General features: G+C 61.4%; 15 protein-coding genes, 1 tRNA gene and 1 pseudogene. 10 read left to right on the top strand and 7 right to left on the bottom strand.

The window, feature by feature from the left end; genetic code table 11:
* The first annotated feature begins 6 nt into the window (after positions 1 to 6).
* Together arsB and arsK are read left to right on the top strand one after the other, a co-directional pair.
* A complete protein-coding gene (gene arsB / locus HB780_RS31425; RefSeq protein WP_183692208.1) occupies positions 7 to 1,062 on the top strand; it encodes an ACR3 family arsenite efflux transporter in 1,056 nt (351 codons plus the stop codon).
* The gene (gene arsK / locus HB780_RS31420) at positions 1,062 to 2,294 is read left to right on the top strand and encodes an arsenite efflux MFS transporter ArsK (protein ID WP_183692205.1); all 1,233 of its coding nucleotides are present in this window, start codon (positions 1,062 to 1,064) and stop codon (positions 2,292 to 2,294) included. The genes arsB and arsK overlap by 1 nt, the downstream gene beginning before the upstream one ends.
* Positions 2,295 to 2,350: 56 nt before the next feature.
* Here the strand turns inward: arsK and HB780_RS31415 are convergent, their stop codons facing one another.
* Positions 2,351 to 2,983 (bottom strand): FMN-binding negative transcriptional regulator, encoded by a 633-nt coding sequence (locus tag HB780_RS31415; RefSeq protein ID WP_183692203.1) that lies wholly within the window; start codon positions 2,981 to 2,983, stop codon positions 2,351 to 2,353.
* 72 nt (positions 2,984 to 3,055) lie between these two features.
* Here HB780_RS31415 and HB780_RS31410 point away from each other — a divergent pair, with 72 nt between their 5' ends.
* Positions 3,056 to 4,540 carry a MocR-like pyridoxine biosynthesis transcription factor PdxR gene (locus HB780_RS31410; protein ID WP_183692201.1) on the top strand — a complete coding sequence of 495 codons (1,485 nt, stop codon included), beginning with the start codon at positions 3,056 to 3,058 and terminating at the stop codon, positions 4,538 to 4,540.
* Between the two features lie 92 nt (positions 4,541 to 4,632).
* Here the strand turns inward: HB780_RS31410 and HB780_RS31405 are convergent.
* The 3 genes from HB780_RS31405 to HB780_RS31395 form a co-directional block, all read right to left on the bottom strand.
* A tRNA-Ser gene (locus HB780_RS31405) sits at positions 4,633 to 4,722 on the bottom strand.
* A 128-nt stretch (positions 4,723 to 4,850) separates the two neighbouring features.
* A complete protein-coding gene (locus tag HB780_RS31400; RefSeq protein ID WP_183692199.1) occupies positions 4,851 to 6,068 on the bottom strand; it encodes an NAD(P)/FAD-dependent oxidoreductase in 1,218 nt (405 codons plus the stop codon).
* 146 nt (positions 6,069 to 6,214) lie between these two features.
* A complete protein-coding gene (locus HB780_RS31395) occupies positions 6,215 to 7,333 on the bottom strand; it encodes a Gfo/Idh/MocA family protein (protein WP_183692197.1) in 1,119 nt (372 codons plus the stop codon).
* Between the two features lie 233 nt (positions 7,334 to 7,566).
* Here HB780_RS31395 and HB780_RS31390 point away from each other — a divergent pair, with 233 nt between their 5' ends.
* The 5 genes from HB780_RS31390 to iolB all read left to right on the top strand — a co-directional run bounded on the left by HB780_RS31390 (position 7,567) and on the right by iolB (position 14,299).
* Positions 7,567 to 8,442 carry a MurR/RpiR family transcriptional regulator gene (locus HB780_RS31390; RefSeq protein WP_183692195.1) on the top strand — a complete coding sequence of 292 codons (876 nt, stop codon included), beginning with the start codon at positions 7,567 to 7,569 and terminating at the stop codon, positions 8,440 to 8,442.
* Positions 8,443 to 8,625: 183 nt separating this feature from the next.
* Positions 8,626 to 10,560: a bifunctional 5-dehydro-2-deoxygluconokinase/5-dehydro-2-deoxyphosphogluconate aldolase gene (locus HB780_RS31385; protein ID WP_183692193.1), complete on the top strand. Its 1,935-nt coding sequence runs from the start codon at positions 8,626 to 8,628 to the stop codon at positions 10,558 to 10,560.
* A gap of 25 nt (positions 10,561 to 10,585) precedes the next feature.
* Complete coding sequence (gene iolD, locus HB780_RS31380; RefSeq protein WP_183692191.1) at positions 10,586 to 12,436, top strand: 3D-(3,5/4)-trihydroxycyclohexane-1,2-dione acylhydrolase (decyclizing); 1,851 nt, start codon at positions 10,586 to 10,588, stop codon at positions 12,434 to 12,436.
* Between the two features lie 67 nt (positions 12,437 to 12,503).
* On the top strand, positions 12,504 to 13,421 hold the full coding sequence (gene iolE / locus HB780_RS31375; RefSeq protein ID WP_183692189.1) for a myo-inosose-2 dehydratase: 918 nt from the start codon (positions 12,504 to 12,506) through the stop codon (positions 13,419 to 13,421).
* A gap of 80 nt (positions 13,422 to 13,501) precedes the next feature.
* Positions 13,502 to 14,299: a 5-deoxy-glucuronate isomerase gene (iolB, locus tag HB780_RS31370; protein ID WP_183692187.1), complete on the top strand. Its 798-nt coding sequence runs from the start codon at positions 13,502 to 13,504 to the stop codon at positions 14,297 to 14,299.
* A gap of 51 nt (positions 14,300 to 14,350) precedes the next feature.
* On the opposite strand, the pseudogene HB780_RS31365 reads toward iolB, so the two are convergent.
* The 3 genes and pseudogenes from HB780_RS31365 to HB780_RS31355 all read right to left on the bottom strand — a co-directional run bounded on the left by HB780_RS31365 (position 14,351) and on the right by HB780_RS31355 (position 16,921).
* A pseudogene (locus HB780_RS31365) lies at positions 14,351 to 15,719 on the bottom strand (MATE family efflux transporter).
* A gap of 66 nt (positions 15,720 to 15,785) precedes the next feature.
* A complete protein-coding gene (locus HB780_RS31360) occupies positions 15,786 to 16,223 on the bottom strand; it encodes a glyoxalase superfamily protein (protein ID WP_183692183.1) in 438 nt (145 codons plus the stop codon).
* A 251-nt stretch (positions 16,224 to 16,474) separates the two neighbouring features.
* Positions 16,475 to 16,921, bottom strand: coding sequence for a baeRF12 domain-containing protein (locus HB780_RS31355; protein WP_183692181.1), 447 nt, complete (start codon positions 16,919 to 16,921; stop codon positions 16,475 to 16,477).
* A 226-nt stretch (positions 16,922 to 17,147) separates the two neighbouring features.
* Here HB780_RS31355 and HB780_RS31350 point away from each other — a divergent pair, with 226 nt between their 5' ends.
* Positions 17,148 to 17,549 carry a PilZ domain-containing protein gene (locus HB780_RS31350; RefSeq protein WP_183692179.1) on the top strand — a complete coding sequence of 134 codons (402 nt, stop codon included), beginning with the start codon at positions 17,148 to 17,150 and terminating at the stop codon, positions 17,547 to 17,549.
* A gap of 184 nt (positions 17,550 to 17,733) precedes the next feature.
* Positions 17,734 to 18,846 carry a pyridoxal phosphate-dependent aminotransferase gene (locus tag HB780_RS31345; protein ID WP_183692176.1) on the top strand — a complete coding sequence of 371 codons (1,113 nt, stop codon included), beginning with the start codon at positions 17,734 to 17,736 and terminating at the stop codon, positions 18,844 to 18,846.
* Positions 18,847 to 18,888 lie beyond the last annotated feature (42 nt).

Here is an 18,888-nt window from a genome sequence, read left to right as displayed (position 1 = left end):
GACATCGTGTCAATCTTTGAACGCTATCTCACTCTCTGGGTCGCCCTTTGCATTGTCGTCGGTATCGCGCTTGGGCATGTCATGCCCGGCGCATTCCAGGCCGTCGGCGCGGCCGAGATTGCCCGGGTTAACCTGCCGGTTGCCGTGCTGATCTGGCTGATGGTCATTCCGATGCTGCTGAAGATCGACTTCGGCGCCCTTGGAGAAGTCGGCCGCCATTGGCGCGGCATCGGCGTGACGCTGTTCATCAACTGGGCGGTAAAACCCTTCTCGATGGCACTGCTCGGCTGGCTGTTTATCGGTTGGCTATTCCGGCCCTATCTGCCGGCCGGCCAGATCGACAGCTATATCGCCGGGCTGATCATCCTTGCCGCCGCGCCTTGCACCGCCATGGTGTTTGTCTGGTCGAACCTGACCAAAGGCGAACCGCATTTCACGCTGAGCCAGGTGGCGCTCAACGACGCCATCATGGTCGTCGCCTTCGCGCCGCTGGTCGGCCTGCTGCTCGGCCTTTCCGCCATCACCGTGCCATGGGGCACGCTTGCGCTGTCGGTCGTACTCTACATCGTCATTCCAGTGATCATAGCGCAGCTCTTGCGACGCCGATTGCTTGCCTCGGGCGGGCAACGCGCTCTCGACCGGCTCCTGGCCAAGCTCGGCCCGGTCTCGCTCGTGGCGCTGCTGGCGACGCTGGTGCTGCTGTTCGGCTTCCAGGGCGGAGAGATTGTTGCGCAACCGCTGGTCATCGCGCTCCTTGCGGTGCCAATCCTGATCCAGGTCTATTTCAATGCGGGGCTCGCCTATCTGCTGAACCGTATTGCCGGCGAACAGCATTGCGTTGCCGGCCCTTCCGCGCTGATCGGAGCCTCGAACTTCTTCGAACTCGCCGTTGCTGCCGCAATCAGCCTATTCGGCTTCCATTCCGGCGCAGCACTCGCCACCGTTGTCGGCGTACTGATCGAAGTGCCGGTCATGCTTACCGTTGTCTGGATCGTGAACAGATCCAAGAGCTGGTATGAGCGCGGCGACAGGGTCACGGCGGTCGCCGAGGCTCATCGCTGATGTCGGCGGATCTTGCGAGTGCGTCCACCGATTGCCTCGACGGGCCGCGCGCAAGACCCTGGCTTGTTATTGCCGCGCTCGGCCTGACGCAGATCATCGGCTATGGCACGCTCTATTACAGCTTCAGCATTCTCGCGCCCGCCATGGCGCACGACTTTGGATGGCCGACGGAATGGATCTTTGGCGCATTGTCGGGTGCGCTGCTGATCGGTGGCCTTGCCGCGCCATGGGCGGGGCGCTGGATTGACCGCTACGGCGCGGGACGCGTCATGACAGTCGGGTCGCTGGCGGCAGCAGTCGCTCTAATCGCCTGTGCCCTGGCGCCAATCGGCATCGCCTTCGTGCCGGCGCTGATCGCCATCGAGATCGCCTCTACCCTGGTGCAATACGGCGCCGCCTTTGCTCTGCTCGTACAGCAACAGCCTAGAACCGCGCAGCGCAGCATCGTCCACCTGACGCTGATTGCCGGTTTTGCTTCGACGATCTTCTGGCCGATCACCACGGCGCTCCACAACGCACTGTCGTGGCAGCAGGTCTATCTTGTCTTCGCGGCGATGAATCTTTTCATCTGTCTACCGATCCACGCATGGCTGTCACGGCGGACCCGGCTTCCCAATGAAACAGGTGACGCCGATACCTCCGCGCCGATCGCAGCCGTCGATGGCAGCCTTCCCCTCGCCGCACGACGGAGAGGCTCCATCCTCTTGGCGATCGGCTTCGCGCTTCAGAGCTTCGTCAGCTCGGCCATCCTCGTCCATATGCTGCCGCTTCTCGGGGCGCTGGGGCTTGGCGTTGCCGGCGTCATGGTCGGCACGCTGTTCGGCCCCGCGCAGGTGACAAGTCGATTCATCAATATGATGTTCGGCAAGAACCTGTCCCAACTCAGACTGGCGATGATTTCCGCCGCAATGCTGCCGGCATCAGTGGCGCTGCTGCTGCTGACCGCTCCTTCGGTCGCCGGAGCATTGGCGTTCGCCGTGCTGTTCGGTATGGGCAACGGGCTTTACAGTATCGTCAGCGGTGTATTGCCCCTGTCTCTCTTCGGCAGCGCCGGGTATGGCGCCCGCCAGGGTCAGCTCATCTCAGTGCGCCTCATCGTCTCCTCGGCGGCCCCCTTCGCCTTCGCCCTGCTGATGGAGAATATCGGCGTGAGCTGGGCGCTGACGATCACCGCTGTGCTCGGAAGCGGAGCCTTGCTTGCGTTTATGGGGATTGCCCGATTGTATCGCTAACCGCGCACTGATTGACACCACTGGCCCTTGAGAGATCACCGGCGGCAGCGACAATCTCAATCATCGTCCACGGGAATAAGACCAGCGACGATCCGGTCCATCGGCCGATCGCTCTCCCCGAGCCCCTCGGCGACGCCGGCCCGGTCTGCCGCGCTGCGATTCTGGCTCATCTTGCGCTTGCCTTCGATTCGGCCGATGGGCAGGCGTAGTCCGACGATCCCCTTGAGCTGCGCCTTGATGAAGGGTTCGGGCGCGTCCGTCACGGCCCATGGCTCGGCACGCGGCCGTTCGTAAAGATTGGTCAGGCGCGACACGACCTCAAGCAATCTATCCCCATCCTCGAAGAACTCCACCGGCCCATAGGCATGCACAGCGGCATAGTTCCAGGTCGGCACGACCTTGCCGTGTTCCCGCTTGGTTGCATACCAGGACGGGCTCACATAGGCGTCCGGACCCATGAAGATGGCGAGAGCGTTGCCGATCACCGGCATCTTCCATTGAGGATTGGCCCTGGCAAGATGGCCATAGAGCGTGCCATGCTCACCCTCGTCCGGATCGAGAAACAACGGCAGCGGCGTGGAGAGCAATCCGTCCGCGGTTGCGGTGATCAAATTGCACAGGCGCGCTTCGCGCATCATGGCATGGAGCTCGGCGGGATCGTCTTCCCGAAAGGCTGGCGGAACATACATGGAGATCATCCTTGGTTTTCCGGAGCAATAGCGGCACACTGGCATGTTAGAAACAGCCAGTTTGGAGAATAAATGGAAGACCAGCGAGAGGATGGGGTCAGCCAAGCACCCAGGCTCGGCGCGCGCCGCATCTATGAGGAGCTGAAGACGCAGATCGCAAACGGGATCTATGCCTCCGGCTCGTCCATGCCCTCGACCCGCTCGCTCGCGGCCGAGCTTGGCGTGGCGCGCTCGACGGTCACAATCGCCTATGAACAATTGTTGTCGGAAGGCTTCATCGAGAGCAGACAAGGGGCGCGCACCCGCGTCGCCATGCTGCGCCCCGTCGAATCCCCTCCGCAACGAGCCGCCTCAACGGCAACGACCAGACGCCACCTCTCTGCCTATGGCGAACGTCTGCGGGTGTTGCCGCATCCGCCGCAGCATAATCCTTCAAAGCTTATCGCCGACTTCCGCTACGGAGACCTGGCCGCATCGGACTTCCCGACCCTTCTGTGGAAACGGGCGGTCGATGACACAGTCAGGCGGCGGCGGGATCGGCTGGCCTACGACGACCCTCGTGGCAGTCTTGCGCTCCGCACGGCACTGCAAGCCTATCTCTGGCGGGCACGCGGCATTCGCTGCGAGCTAGACCAGATCATTGTCGTCAACGGATCACAGCAAGGGCTCGACCTCTGTGCACGCCTGCTCGTCGATCCCGGCGATGCCGTGGTGATCGAAGACCCCTGCTATGCGATGGCACGAAACGTTTTCACGGCGGTCGGCGCGACCGTCGTGCCGGTCCCGGCCGATCACGAAGGGCTAAGGACAGACCTGCTTCACGCCATCGATGCGCGGCTGGCCTTTGTAACACCCTCGCATCAATTCCCACTCGGCGGCGTCATGCCGATCGGACGACGCAACGCGTTGCTCGCCTGGTCGCAAAACTGCGGTGCCTATGTGATCGAGGACGATTACGACGGCGAATACCGTTACGACATAGCGCCGGTCCCACCGCTTCAGACGCTGGGCGGGGCGGACAACGTCATTTACCTGGGCACTCTCTCCAAGACGCTGTCCCCGACCCTTCGCCTTGGCTACATGGTCGTGCCGCAGGAGCTGGGAGATGCATTCACGGCCGCCAAGCGGCTCGCCGACCGTCATTCGCCGCAGCTCGAACAGGAGGCGGCCGCAGCTCTGATCACGACCGGCGCCTATGAACGGCACATCCGAAGGACGAGGCGACGCAATGCCGCCAGGCGCGCAACCCTGCTTGCCGCGCTGCGTGCAAAACTCGGCGATCGCGTCACAGTGGTCGGAGCCGATGCCGGCCTGCATGTCATCGTCTGGTGCAACACCCTATCCGCACGCGATGAAAACCAACTGATCGAGCGCGCAAGACAGGCCGGAATCGGCCTTTATCCCGTGACGCCGACCTATGCCGTCGTTGACGCACCCTATCGGCCCGATCGGGCCGGCTTCATCATCGGCTATGCGAGCCTCGACGAACTTCAGATCGAGCGTGGAGTGGATGTGCTGGCAAGGGTGCTGTTGTGGAAAGATCCCAGTCGCGACTGACGCCTGAAGCGCCGACTGACCGTGCCTCAGCACGTCCTGCACTCACTCCAGGAGGAGTTCGGCTGGGCCGACTTTTCGCATTTTTAGGAAAATGGAGGAGAAGATGGGATTCGAACCCACGATACCATCTCTGGTATACTCCCTTAGCAGGGGAGCGCCTTCGACCACTCGGCCACCTCTCCGGTGCGGCCCTGATAGGGCCATTCATTTATCGACGCAAGCCCTTTTTCGCCTGCATGCGCGTTCTCCCTGCATTCAGCGTTGCGCGCATCCTGCAGGGAGGAACCCGATAGCCGGCTTGCGGCCTCCGTCAGGCCAGGAGCTGCTTGAGGTCTGCTGAGGGATCCGCCAGAATGGACTTTGCCGGGTTGATGCCGGTTTCCAGCAGCTTCTTGCCGGTCACATAGGCTTTTGCGTCGTTGATGGCGTCAACGGCGATGAACCGGCCCTCCTTGAAATACCAAACCGAAACCGACCCTTCGCGGGTGCCGGGGCGCAGAAGGGTCTCGTCGTAACCGAGGTTGAAGCCGGCGATCTGCAGCTTCACGTCATATTGATCCGACCAGAACCAAGGCTTCGGATCATAGGCCGTATTGCCGCCGGCGATGATTCCGGCTGCGGCTTCGGCTTGGTCGACAGCGTTCTGTACCGATTCGAGGCGAATGCGGCCGCCCTTCCAGGGTAGCTCGGCGCAATCGCCCGCAGCGAAGATCGAGGGATCGGAGGTACGAGCGAACGAATCAACGATGATACCGTTGCCGACCTCCACGCCAGCTTCCTTTGCGAGCCTGTCGTTCGGGGCAACGCCGATACCGACAATGACGAAATCGACATCGATGGTGGAGCCGTCGGACAGCTCGGCGGCAACAACGTGACCGTTCTTGCCGATGAGCTGCTTGAGGCCGGTCTTTTCACGGATCACGACGTCATGTTCCCGGTGGATCACCCGCATGATGTCGGCGGTCTCCTTGGCGGCGACGCGCTGCAGGATTCGGTCAGCCATTTCGATGAGCGTGACTTCAAGACCGCGATGGCGGGCGACAGCCGCCGCTTCAAGGCCGATATAACCACCGCCAATGATGAGGACGCGGCGGCCCGCGCGCATTTCAGCGGCGAGCTGATCGGCATCGCGCTTGTCGCGGGCGACATAGACCCCTTCGAGCGCGCCACCGACAGCGGGTGGCAGGCGGCGCGGCGTGGCGCCGGTTGTAAGCGCAAGCGTCTCGTAGTCGAGCGCGGAGCCATCCTGCATGATCACCTGCTTTGCGGCCCGCTTGATCTGCTCGACCCAGGTGGACAGGCGGATCTCGACATTATTGTCGGCGTACCAATGTTCCGGGCGGAACAGCAGCCGGTCGAAGGCCATTTCGCCGAGAAGGTATTTCTTGGTTAGCGGCGGTCGCTGATAGGGAAGGCTTTCCTCCGATCCGACAATGGTGATCGGCCTCAGATCTCCGAGCGCCCGCAATTTGGCGGCAAGCGCGAATCCGGCCTGTCCGGCCCCGACAATGACCAATCTGCCCGTCACGATCCTTACTCCATAATAGTTATAGCGGCCCGCCGTCCTGATATAGGACGTCGAGCCCATGGATTTCAGGGGTAACGCTTACCCTTGCAAGCGTCAATTGCAGCTGACCTTGCATCTCGGATCGGGCGGAAATTAGGGCAGAACTGTCAGGCCGTTACTTCGACCCATCGGCGCTCGTGGAAGGAGCGCGCCATCGCGTGCACCGACTTTTCGATGCGCAAGCCGTCCACGAAGCTGATGACCGACGCCGCATCGCCGGAAATGGCGCGGATCAGTTCGCGGCACTCGATGATCTTCAGGTCGTTGAAACCGAGGCCGTGGCCGGGCGCGGGGATGAACCGATCATAGGGCTTGTGCGCGGGCGCTGCGAGGATCTTGCGGAACCCCTGCTCGGAGCCCCGACCGTCAGCCTGATAGAGCTCGAATTCGTTCATGCGCTCCTGATCGTAGGTGATCGACCCCTTCGAGCCGAAGATCTGCAGCGCGATGCGGCCTTTTCGGCCCCATGCGGAGCGATTCGCCATCAGCACGGCGGAAATGCCGCCACCGAGACGCATCAGCACATTGGCGAGATCATGATTCTCCACAGTCCGCCGGCCGCCATCCTTCAAAGGCCGTTCGGCATAGGGCTTCGCCATGTCGGTGATAACGGCCTCGACATGGCCGAACAGGAACCACAGCAGCGACAGCGGATGCACGGCGAAATCGTCGAGCGCGCCGTAACCGGAGGCAAGCTCGCTCTTCCAGTAGAACAGGCCTTCCGGATCGGCCATGAAATCCTCGTCCATCTCGACGCGGATATGATTGACGTCACCGATGGCGCCCTCGTCGATCAGCTGCTTGATATGCCGCATCACCGGGTTCTGGATATAATTGTAGCCGAGGATGGCAACCTTGCCCGAGGCCTTGGCGGCGCTCAGCATGCGTTCGGCATCCGCATAGCCCGGCGCCATCGGCTTTTCGCACCAGACGTGCTTGCCGGCTTCCAGCGCCGCGATCGCCATTTCCGGATGGAATTGATTGGGTGTGGTGACAGAGACGACATCGACCTCGGGATCGGCGATCAGCGCGCGCCAGTCGGCGGTCGCCTTTTCAAAACCGAATTCATCGCCGCGCGACCGCGCGAGATCGGCATTGGCCTCGGCAAGATGCACGAGGCGTGGCCGCTCGACGTCACCGAACACGGTCTTGACCGCATTCCAGGCCAGCGCATGGCATTTGCCCATATAGCCGGTTCCGATCAGTCCCACGCCCAATGGCTTCATTTCCGCTTCCTCCACACGCTTCCCTCGGAAGCCAGGCGCATTTTTTGGAATATTTAGACCGTTTTGACAAGCAGGCTCGTTGGGCGGCCATGTCGAAAGATCGGAATAATCATAATTTAATAACATAAATTCATAGACTTAAAAATAATCGTGCCGACTCTTTCAAAATCCGTTATCGTTCGAAATATGGAATGTTTGTTTCATTAACGGGCATAGCGGCAAGAAGGCGGGGCATGGACAACAGTATCGAGACGCGGACCAAGGTGCCGCGGGATTTCGAAAGCCTGCGCAGCATCATCATAGAGCGCAAGGATTCCATGCCGAAGCGACTGGCGCAGGTCGCCGCCTTCGCGCTTGGCAATCCCGACGAAATCGCCTTCGGCACAACGGCAAGCATTGCGACGGCCGCAGATGTCCAGCCCTCGACGCTGGTACGCCTCGCCCATCATCTTGGTTATGAAGGTTTTTCCGACCTGCAGAGCATCTTCCGCGAGCGGCTGCGTGAGCGGACGCTGAGCTATGAGGAACGCCTGATCACGCTTGAGCAATCCGGCATCGAGGATGAAGAGGCCGGCATTCTCTCCGGCTTTCTCTCGGCCGCCAGCCAGTCGGTCAATAAGCTTGCCGCCACCATCGAGACCGACACCTTCGCCAAGGCGGTGGATGTGCTGGCCGCAGCCGAGACCATCTATCTGATCGCCAAGCGCCGCTCCTATCCGCTGACGGCGCATCTGACCTACGCCTTTTCGAAGCTGAACATCCGTCATCAGATCGTCGCCTCGCCAAACGGTATCGATGGCGAGCTCGCGCGCTTTGCGACCGAGAAGGATGCGGCGATCGCCGCAAGCTTCTCCCCCTATGCCGCCGAAAGCCTGTTGCAGGCGCAGGATCTTGCCGCGCGTAACGTGCCGGTCATCGCCATCACCGATTCGGCCTTTTCACCGCTTACCGCCTGCGCCACCCACTGGTTCGAAGTGGCGGAGGCGGATTTTGCCGGCTTCCGCTCGTTGTCGGCGTCCATGGCACTGATCATGGCCTTTCCCGTCGCCATTGCCGAGCGACGGCGGAAAGAGACGACAGGAAAACCTCAGAAAACTAAAATGGAATAAACATTCCGAATTGACAAAATTTCGGAACCAATGTTTCATTACATCCATGATCGCGGTCTCGGGAGATGGCCGCAAAATCGACCACAACCCGGACGAAACGAAGACACACCGGAACTTTCAATGACGCATGACCCAGGGAGAAACTGAAGAGTTTCCCGGATCATGCCTGGACGGGAGGACATCATGGCACACGACAATCCTGGCACTCAGCCGGAACCGACACTCGATGTCATCACCATCGGCCGCTCTTCCGTCGATCTTTACGGCCAGCAGATCGGTTCGCGGCTGGAGGATATCGCCTCCTTCGCCAAATCGGTCGGCGGCTGCCCGGCCAATATCGCCATCGGCACGGCACGGCTCGGCCTGAAATCCGGTCTCATCACCCGCGTCGGCGACGAACAGATGGGCCGCTTCATCCGCGAGCAGACGGCGCGCGAAGGCGTTGATGTCCAGGGGATCGCCACCGACAAGGAACGGCTGACGGCGCTGGTGCTGCTCGCGGTCGAGGCCGAAGGCGTCTCGCCAATGATCTTCTATCGCTCCGACTGCGCCGACATGGCGCTCGACGAAAACGACATCGACGAGGATTTCATCAAGTCCTCCCGCGCCGTGCTGGTCTCCGGCACACATTTTTCCAAGCCAAACACCGAGGCTGCCCAGCGCAAGGCGATCCGCATCGCCAAGGCGAACGGCCGCAAGGTGATCTTCGATATCGATTACCGGCCGAACCTCTGGGGCCTCGCCGGCCATGCCGAAGGGTTCGAGCGCTATGTGAAGTCGGATCGCGTTTCCTCGAAGATGAGGGAGACGCTGCCGGATTGCGATCTCATCATCGGCACCGAAGAGGAGATCATGATCGGCTCGGGCGTCGACAACGTGCTCGGCGCGCTGAAGGAAATCCGCCGCCTATCGCCTGCGACCATCGTGCTGAAGCGCGGCGCCATGGGCTGCATCGTCTATGACGGACCGATCTCGGACGACCTCGAAGCTGGCATCGTCGGCGAGGGATTCCCGATCGAAGTGTTCAACGTGCTTGGTGCCGGCGATGCTTTCATGTCCGGCTTTCTGCGCGGGTTCCTGCGCGACGAGCCATTGAAGACCTGCGCCACCTGGGCAAATGCCTGCGGTGCCTTCGCCGTCTCGCGTCTGCTGTGCTCGCCGGAATATCCGACCTGGGCCGAACTCGACTTCTTCCTGAAGACGGGTAGCGAGCACCGGGCGCTGCGCAAGGACGAGGCGATCAACCATATCCATTGGGCCTCGACCCGCAATGGCGACATCCCGCTCCTGATGGCGCTGGCGATCGATCATCGCTCGCAGCTCGTCAGCGTCGCCGACGAACTGGGTGTCGGTCATGACAAGATCGTCGCCTTCAAGCGTCTGGCGGTGGAAGCGGCGGCACGGGTTGCCGACGGCCGACAGGGTTATGGCATGTTGATCGACGAGCGCTTCGGTCGCGATGCCTTCTTCGATGCCGCCACCAAGGACTTCTCCTGGATCGGCCGTCCCGTCGAACTGCCGGGCTCCAAGCCGCTGAAATTCGAGTTCAGCCAGGACATCGGTTCGCAGCTCGTCGAATGGCCGCTCAACCATTGCATCAAGTGCCTCTGCTTCTATCATCCGGACGATCCGAAAGAGTTGAAGGCGGAGCAGCAGGAGAAGCTGCGCACCCTGTTCGAAGCCGCCCGCAAGGTCGGCCGTGAACTGCTGGTCGAGATCATCGCCGGCAAGAACGGGCCGCTCACCGACGACACGATCGCAACCGCGATGGAAGAGCTCTACGCGCTCGGCATCAAGCCCGACTGGTGGAAGCTGGAACCTCAGGATTCGACTGCTGCCTGGAAAAAAATCGATGCCGTGATCGCCAAAAATGATCCATGGTGCCGGGGTATCGTGCTGCTTGGCCTGGAGGCACCGGCGGATGAATTGATCCGGAGCTTCGAAGCCACGCTGGCAGCACCTTCGGTCAAGGGTTTCGCCGTCGGGCGGACAATCTTTTCCGATGCGGCGCGTGCCTGGCTATCGGGTGGCATGAACGACGAGGAAGCGATCGCCGACATGGCCGGCCGCTTCCGGCAACTGACCCAGGCGTGGTTGAAAACCCGCGGCCTGCAATAGTTTAGAAGCATTTGGGAGGCGCCCCATGGGCAAGACGATCCGATTGACGATGGCACAGGCCGTCACACACTTCCTCACGAAGCAGATGACCGTGATCGATGGTCAGAAGCTGCCGATCTTCGGCGGCGTCTGGGCGATCTTCGGGCATGGCAACGTCGCCGGCATCGGTGAAGCGCTCTATCAAGTGCGCGACGAGCTGACAACCTATCGCGCTCACAATGAGCAAGGCATGGCGCACGCCGCCATCGCCTATGCCAAGGCGAGCTTCCGGCAGCGCTTCATGGCCTGCACAAGCTCGATCGGCCCCGGAGCCCTCAACATGGTGACCGCCGCCGGCGTCGCGCATGTCAACCGCATCCCCGTGCTCTTCCTGCCCGGCGACGTCTTCGCCAACCGCGCTCCCGACCCGGTGTTGCAGCAGATCGAGGATTTCGGCGACGGCACGGTATCCGCCAATGACGCCTTCCGTTCGGTCTCTCGCTATTTCGATCGCATCACCCGGCCGGAGCAGATCATCACGGCGCTGAAGCGCGCCATGCAGGTTTTGACCGACCCACTCGATTGCGGCCCGGTGACGCTCTCGCTTTGCCAGGATGTGCAGGCCGAGGCATACGATTATCCCGAAAGCTTCTTTGAGGAGCGCATCTGGACGACGCGCCGTCCGCAGCCCGACGCCGACGAACTCGCCGCGGCGATTGCGCTCATCCGCAAAGCGGAGAAGCCGGTCATCATCGCCGGCGGCGGCGTGCTCTATTCGCGGGCGACCAAGGAACTTACGGAGTTTGCAGAGACGCACGGCGTGCCCGTCGTCGTTAGCCAGGCCGGCAAATCGGCAATCGACGAACGCCATCCGTTGGCGCTCGGCTCTGTCGGCGTGACCGGAACCTCGGCTGCGAACGCGATTGCCGAAGACACGGATCTGATCATCGCTGTGGGAACGCGATGCCAGGACTTTACCACCGGCTCCTGGGCGCTGTTCAAGAATGAGAAGCTCTCTATTCTCGGACTCAATATCGCGGCATATGACGCATCGAAGCATGATGGCCGACCGCTCGTTTGCGACGCGCGCGAAGGGCTGAAGGCGCTTTCCGCAGGGCTCGCCGGCTGGCGTGCCCCGGCAGCGCTGCTGGAAAAGGCGACCCAGGAAAAGAAGATCTGGATCGAAGCCGCGGCCAAAGCGTTGGCCTCGACCAATGCCGCCCTTCCCTCCGACGCCCAGGTCATCGGTGCGGTAACTCGCACGCTCGGCGGAGAGAATGCTATTTCCGTCTGCGCGGCCGGCGGCCTGCCGGGAGAGCTGCACAAGCTCTGGCCGGCGACGGTTCCGGGCAGCTACCATATGGAATATGGCTTCTCCTGCATGGGCTACGAGATCGCCGGCGGCCTTGGCACCAAGATGGCTTGCCCGGAAAAGGACGTCATCGTCATGGTCGGCGACGGCTCCTACATGATGCTGAACTCCGAGATCGCCACCTCGGTCATGCTTGGCCTCAAGCTCAACATCGTGCTGCTCGACAATCGCGGCTACGGCTGCATCAACCGATTGCAGATGGCGACCGGCGGCGCGAACTTCAACAATCTGCTGAAGGATTCGTATCATGAGGTGATGCCGGAGATCGATTTCCGGGCGCATGCCGAGAGCATGGGCGCCATTGCCGTCAAGGTTGCCTCCATTGCGGAGCTGGAGCAGGCGATCGAAGCCTCGAAAAAGAATGATCGCACCTCGGTCTTCGTCATCGATACCGATCCGCTGATCACGACGGACGAAGGCGGTCACTGGTGGGACGTTGCCGTGCCTGAAGTCAGCACGCGCCCGCAGGTCAACAAGGCCCGCGCCGCTTACGAAGAAGCGCGCGGCGCCCAGCGTATCCGCTAATCGATTTCTGTCATTTTTGGGAGGAGCGTTGCTGCTCCTCCAAACTATGCCTTTAAGGAGACTATTGATGAAGGCCAAACTCGGCATGTCGCCCATCGCGTGGTGGAACGACGATCTTCCTGAACTCAGCGACGATGTGTCCCTCGAGGAATGCCTGCGGCAATCGCGCAGCGCCGGCTTCACCGGCATGGAAAAAGGCCGCCGCTTCCCGGATGATCCCGAGGTGATGCTGCCGATCCTACGCGCCGCCGACGTCACGCTGTGCGGCGGCTGGTTCTCGGGCACGCTGGTCAATGAGGAGCTTGCCGCCAACAAGGACCGCATCGCTCCGATGATCGAGTTGTTCAAGGCGGTCAATGCACCCTGCATCGTCTATGGCGAAGTCGGCCGCTCCATCCAGGGCGACCGCTCCAAGCCGCTCGCCACCAAGCCGCGCTTGTCGGATGACGAGATGAAGGCCTACGCGCAGCGCCTGACCCAGTTCGGCGAATGGTGCGCCGATCAGGGCATGCCGCTCTCCTACCACCATCACATGGCCGCAGTGGTGGAAACCGAGCCGGAACTCGACGCCTTCATGCGCTATTCGGGTTCAGGCATTCCGCTTCTGCTCGATGCCGGTCACCTGGCCTTTGCCGGCGGCGACGTCCTGCGCGCCATCGACAATCACCACGCCCGCATCAACCACGTTCACGTCAAGGATATCCGCAAGCCTGTCGTGGATGGACTGGATCGCAGCCGGCAGTCCTTCCTCGACGCGGTAGCGCTCGGCGCGTTCACGGTACCGGGCGACGGCTCGCTCGATTTCGGCGCCATCGTCCAGCGTCTGGCCGGTTACGGCTATGAAGGCTGGTTCGTCGTCGAGGCCGAACAGGACCCGCGCAACGCTCCGCCACAGAAAATGGCCGAGATCGGCCATGCTGAATTGATGCGCGTCATGACGGCTGCAGGTTATACGGTGGAAACCGAAGGTTTTCCCAAGGGATAAAGGGAAGCGAAGCCCTCCGGCCTCTTCTCACAAGGAGAGGCTGGCGTGGTTTTTCCCAAAGCAACGGAGGAAAAACGCCAATGCCAAATCTCAAGGTCAAACCTGATGGCTCTCATGGTCGCGTCACCCATGTCACGCCCGAAAGCGCCGGCTGGACCTATGTCGGCTTCGACCTTCACCGGCTGACATCAGGCGAAACGGTTTCGGCTGAAACCGGCGATCGCGAGGTCTGCCTCGTCTGGGTCAGCGGCAAGGGAAGCGCCAAGGCAGGCGCGAAGGATTTCGGCCTGCTGGGTGGCCGCATGAGCCCCTTTGAGGGCGCGCCCCACGCGCTCTATATTCCAGCCGGTTCAAGCTGGTCGGTGACCGCGGAAACCGATCTGGAACTTGCCGTCTGCTCGGCTCCGGGCGGCGGCTCCTATGAGGCCCGCGCCATTCCGCCGGGTACGCATCCGCCTGTGACACGCGGCAAGGGCACCAATGTCCGCCACGTCAACAACATCATGCCGGAAGACGATGGCGCGGCGCATTCCCTGCTGGTCGTTGAAGTGATCACGCCCGGCGGCCACACCTCTTCCTATCCGCCGCACAAGCACGATCAAGACAATCTCCCGAACGAGAGCTTCCTCGAGGAGACCTACTATCATCGCCTCAACCCGCCGCAGGGCTTCGCCTTCCAGCGCGTCTATACGGACGACCGGTCGCTGGATGAAGCCATGGCGCTGGAAGACGGCGACGTGACGCTGGTGCCTAAAGGGTATCACCCCTGCGCCGCCTGCCATGGCTATGATCTCTATTATCTCAACGTCATGGCCGGTCCGAAGCGCGTCTGGAAATTCTACAATGCGCCGGAGCATGAGTGGCTACTCAAGGCATAGCCTGCTTGAATATCGAAAAGGCCGCGCCTCGACAGCGCGGCCTTTTCCGTTTCATGCAGGCAGTAAACCGTATCGCCAGCCACGATCCCGGGCATTGCGTGACAGAACCAGCCAGGCAAGCGCGAACATCCCCGCCTCCGCAAAGACCGGCACCATCCAAATCCCGCGTTCGCCGAAGACGAAGGGCAGCAGGAATGTCAGCGGCAGCGTGAACAGATAGGGCCGCGACAGGCCGAAGATCGCCCCCCCGCTTCGCATCGCCGATCGACTGGAAATAGGACGAGAGCATCATCATCTGCCCATAGAGGAAGTAGGCGCCGATCGTCCAAGGCAAGATCCGCCCGACCTCGGCGACGATGACCGCATCGCCGACGAAGACAGCGCCAAGGTGCCGGGCAAGCAACTCCACGACCAGTTCCACCGCCGCACAATAGATCAGCGCCGACACCATGGCGATCTGCAGGCTGCGGCCGACACGGGCAGGATGAGCTGCGCCGTGATTGTGACCGGAGATGGTTTGCAGGGCGATGCTCAGGCCGAGCAGCGGCAGGTAGGTAAAGGTCATCACCCGGGTGATAATCCCGTAAGCCGCGACCGTCGTGACATAATCGCCCTCATGCCAGATCGACAGGTTGAACAGGATTGCCGCCGAACTCAGCGATATCCCGATGAAGCCGAGGCTCATCGGCGCACCGAAGGCGAGGATTCCACGCCATTCGGAGATCGCGATCGTCATCGCCGGTCTGAGTGCGGCGGGATGACGCCAGCGATAGGCGAGAATGATCGTCAGGCAGATAAACTGCGCCGCGATCGAGCCGCTGGCCGACCCGACAACGCCCCAATGTGCGACCGCGATCAGCAGCCAGTTGGCAAGGATATTGAGCAGTGTCGAGGCAAGGGTCACCAGCGTCATGAAGCCGATCTTGCCCTCGCAACGCAGGGCGTCAATGTGCAACGACAGCAGGAAGCTGACCGGCGCGAAGCCGACCATGACCCCCATGAAGGCATTGGCATTGGCGGCAACTGCGGCGTCTCCTGCTGCACTCACGACGATGACGTCCCGGCCAACCATCCAATAGAGGAGGTTGATCAGGATCACCACCACGAAGGCGAGCGCATGGGCCGCGGTAAAGACCTGCCTCGCTCCCACCCGATTCCCCGCCCCCAAGCGACGGGCCAAAATGCTCGCCATGCCGTTCGAGACCAGGGATTGCAGGGCGATCAGCAGCATGAGCGCCGGAAAGATCAGGCTGACCGCAGACAGCGCGTCGGCGCCGACATAGATACCGAGGAAATAGGCGTCGACGACGGCGAAGAGGCCGCTGATGGTCGTGATCATGATGATCGGCGCGGCTGTACGGGCAAAGACGCCCGGCAGCCAGCCGGTCAGGAAGATATTATTTTCGGACTGTTTGGTCATGGCAATATCCACGCGGCATCGCGCGCCACCAGTGGCGGCCGCGATCCATCGATAAAAAGAGGATGGTCAGATGTCGAGTACCAGATGCGGCACGCCGTCCGATGTCTTGCGCGGCGAAATGCCGTCGGCATCGATCTGGGCGTTGATGCGCCGGCGAAAAGCCGAAAAGCTCTCGAAGGTCACGACATCCACCGGTTCGTCGAAATGGATAGTGACCTTGTGGAGCCCGCCGGACTGTTCCGAAAGGGCCAGAATCTTGCCGGTGAAGGGCTGGTTCAGATAGCGGCCGCGAACGGCAGAGCCGACCGCAAATGACACACGAGGGGCGTCATTCGGCTTCGCAGCCAGCGCCGACAGCGTATTCCAGTCGCGCAGGCCATGTTGCCTGGCAACCAATTCCAGCGCGGCGCTATGGGCGATGTCGTTGCCGCGCTCCGCCATGGCCTGGCGCAAACGCCTGGCTTGCGCCTTCAGTTCATCGATGGATGGATAAATCGTCGTCACGGTATCAGCCTTTTCTAAGGCATGCTTTTACGACTGCAAATCGGGGCTCGCATTACCGTCAGTCAGCACGCCTTCAAATGGCTGTGACCATATTCGCGAGGGCTTCACCTTGGATTTTCATCCGCGAGCGGCCGGCGCCTCGAACCATGTCTTCGTATGGTTGAAGCCGAAGCCCCTGTCAAGACAAGGCGCCGGAATGCGGGTAGCGGCTCAAGGTGCGAGGGAAAGGCAGCTCACGCCTTCCATCTTTCTCAGGCGGCCAGATAGCGCTCGATCTGGTCAACCGGAAAATTCGTCAGGTCCTTGGCGACTTCGGCGACGATGGCCGTCTGTGAATGAGCCCCCAGCCGCGGCCGCAAGACGCCGAGCGCATGGGGCGGCGCGACGAGGACAATACTCTTGACGCCTTTGCTCTGCACAAGCAGATCGATCTCCGCCGCGACGCCCTTCAGGAACTCCTCTTCTGCCTGTTCTTGCCATGTCGTCTCCTGCACAGCGCTGCCTCCGACACCAGCGGCTTGATGGCTGCGCCCCGGCTTATCCGTTCCGAGCTCCCGATCCGGCGTACTCGGCTGCTCGAGGATTTCGCGCGTTTTCAGATCCAGCTTCAGATCACTGCTCATATTCTCCAAAAACAATGCCTTGGCGCCGTCGCAAATGACAACCCATGTCCCGCCTGCAATCCTGATATCGACCATTATCTCTGTCCTCATGCTTTCATGCCACGACTTAAAATGCCGATGGAAGGGAACGCCTCATGGCCCGAAGGGTTCAAAAATCGGCATATTCGGCAAGCGCGACCGTCCGATCGGACGCGAAAGCGCCGTTTCATTAAAATGCGATGGGCCCGATTGACGCTTATGCAAAACCTCCGTGCAAGGTTCATGCTGTACCGAGATGAATTCGGGCCGCCTCCAACGGGGAATGACAATGCTTCGCTCAACGCATCTGGCGAAAGTCAAATCCGAAGTCTACGAACACAGCTGGGAACGGTTCCACGTTCAGCGCCCAGCGCGTCTCATTGCCGTGCGCCCATGCCTGACCGGCATTTCCGTGCGCAGCGCCGAAATCGTCGATATCTCGCGGGGTGGCGCCAGCTTCTTTGTCGGCACGACCGTCGGGCTGCCGGCGCATTACTATCTCAACATCCTCGGCCTCGCCTATCGCATCGCCTGCGCCGAGGTCAGCCGGATCGACAATCGCATCTACGTTCGCTTCATCAACCTGCTGGAGCCGGAAACGTTGAGACGCGTCGTGCGCGCCGATTTCATGATCGGCAACACCGAAGCTCTTGCCGCGCGCGGCAAGAAAATTGTACGCGCCTAGCACGACAGCGCCGCGCGTTATATGTGACGCGCAAAGATCGCTGTAGCACCTTAAATCTACTGCATAATTCCTTAAATCGATACCGATTTAAGGAATTATGCAGCGGCCTTTTCCGCTCTTGCAACGGCTCGCCAAGCGCTTATTGTGCAGCGCCTTGCAACAGAATTCGGGAATCTTAGCCAGAATGTCCGCCTTTTCGCGCTTCACGCCGCTGATCAGCGCCCTTCCCTCCACCGTGCCCTTCGTCGGCCCGGAAGCTCTCGAACGTCAGCGTGGGCTGACCGTCCAGGCCCGCATCGGCGCCAATGAAAACGGTTTCGGCCCCGCTCCCTCGGTCATCGACGCAATGCGTGAGCAGGCCGGCGATATCTGGAAATACAATGATCCGGAAAATTTCGCGCTGAAGGAGGCGCTGGCCGCGCATCTCGGCGTCAGGCCCGCAAACATCGCCGTCGGCGAAGGCATCGACAGCCTGCTCGGCCTGATCGCCCGTATGATCATCGAGCCGGGCACACCCGTCGTCACCTCGTTCGGCGGCTATCCGACTTTCAATTTCCATGTCGTCGGCTTCGGCGGGCGGCTGGTGACGGTGCCCTATGTCAACGACCGCGAGGATCTCGACGGGCTACTGGACGCGGTCAACCGCGAGAATGCACCGCTCGTCTACTTCGCCAACCCGGACAATCCGATGGGAAGCTGGTGGGATGCCGACAAGGTCGTCGCGTTTGCCCGTGCCCTGCCGGAAAGCTGCCTGCTCATTCTTGACGAAGCCTATAGCGAGACCGGGCCTGCCAGCTCCCTGCCTGATATCTCCGCACTGATCGATCTACCGAACGTGCTGCGCACCCGCACTTTCTCCAAGGCTTACGGCCTTGCCGGCGCCCGTGTTGGCTATGCCATCGGCGTGCCGGAAACGGTGCTGGCCTTCGACAAGATCCGCAATCACTTCGGCATGAACCGGCTGGCGACGGCAGCCGCGCTCGCGGCGCTGAAGGACCAGACCTATCTCACTGAGGTCGTCGGCAAGATCCGTGCCGCCCGAGACCGGATCGGCTTGATCGCCCGCGACAACGGGCTCTCGCCACTCGCCTCCGCCACGAATTTCGTTGCTGTCGACTGTGGCCGCGACGGGACTTACGCTCGCGCCATCGTCGACGGGCTGATCGAGTACGGCGTCTTCATCCGCATGCCGGGCGTGGCGCCGCTCAACCGCTGCATTCGCATCAGCGTCGGCCCCAGCCAAGATCTCGACCTTCTGGCGGAAGCGCTGCCGAAGGTGCTGAAGACGATCGGTTAAAGATAGAGCGCCTAATCGCTCTATCCTATTGTCTTTACGCAA

It is taken from the genome of Rhizobium lusitanum (assembly GCF_014189535.1).
Taxonomy (GTDB): Bacteria; Pseudomonadota; Alphaproteobacteria; order Rhizobiales; family Rhizobiaceae; genus Rhizobium; species Rhizobium lusitanum_C.
Note: the sequence above shows the minus strand (reverse complement) of the source record. Positions and strands in the feature narration are given on the sequence as shown.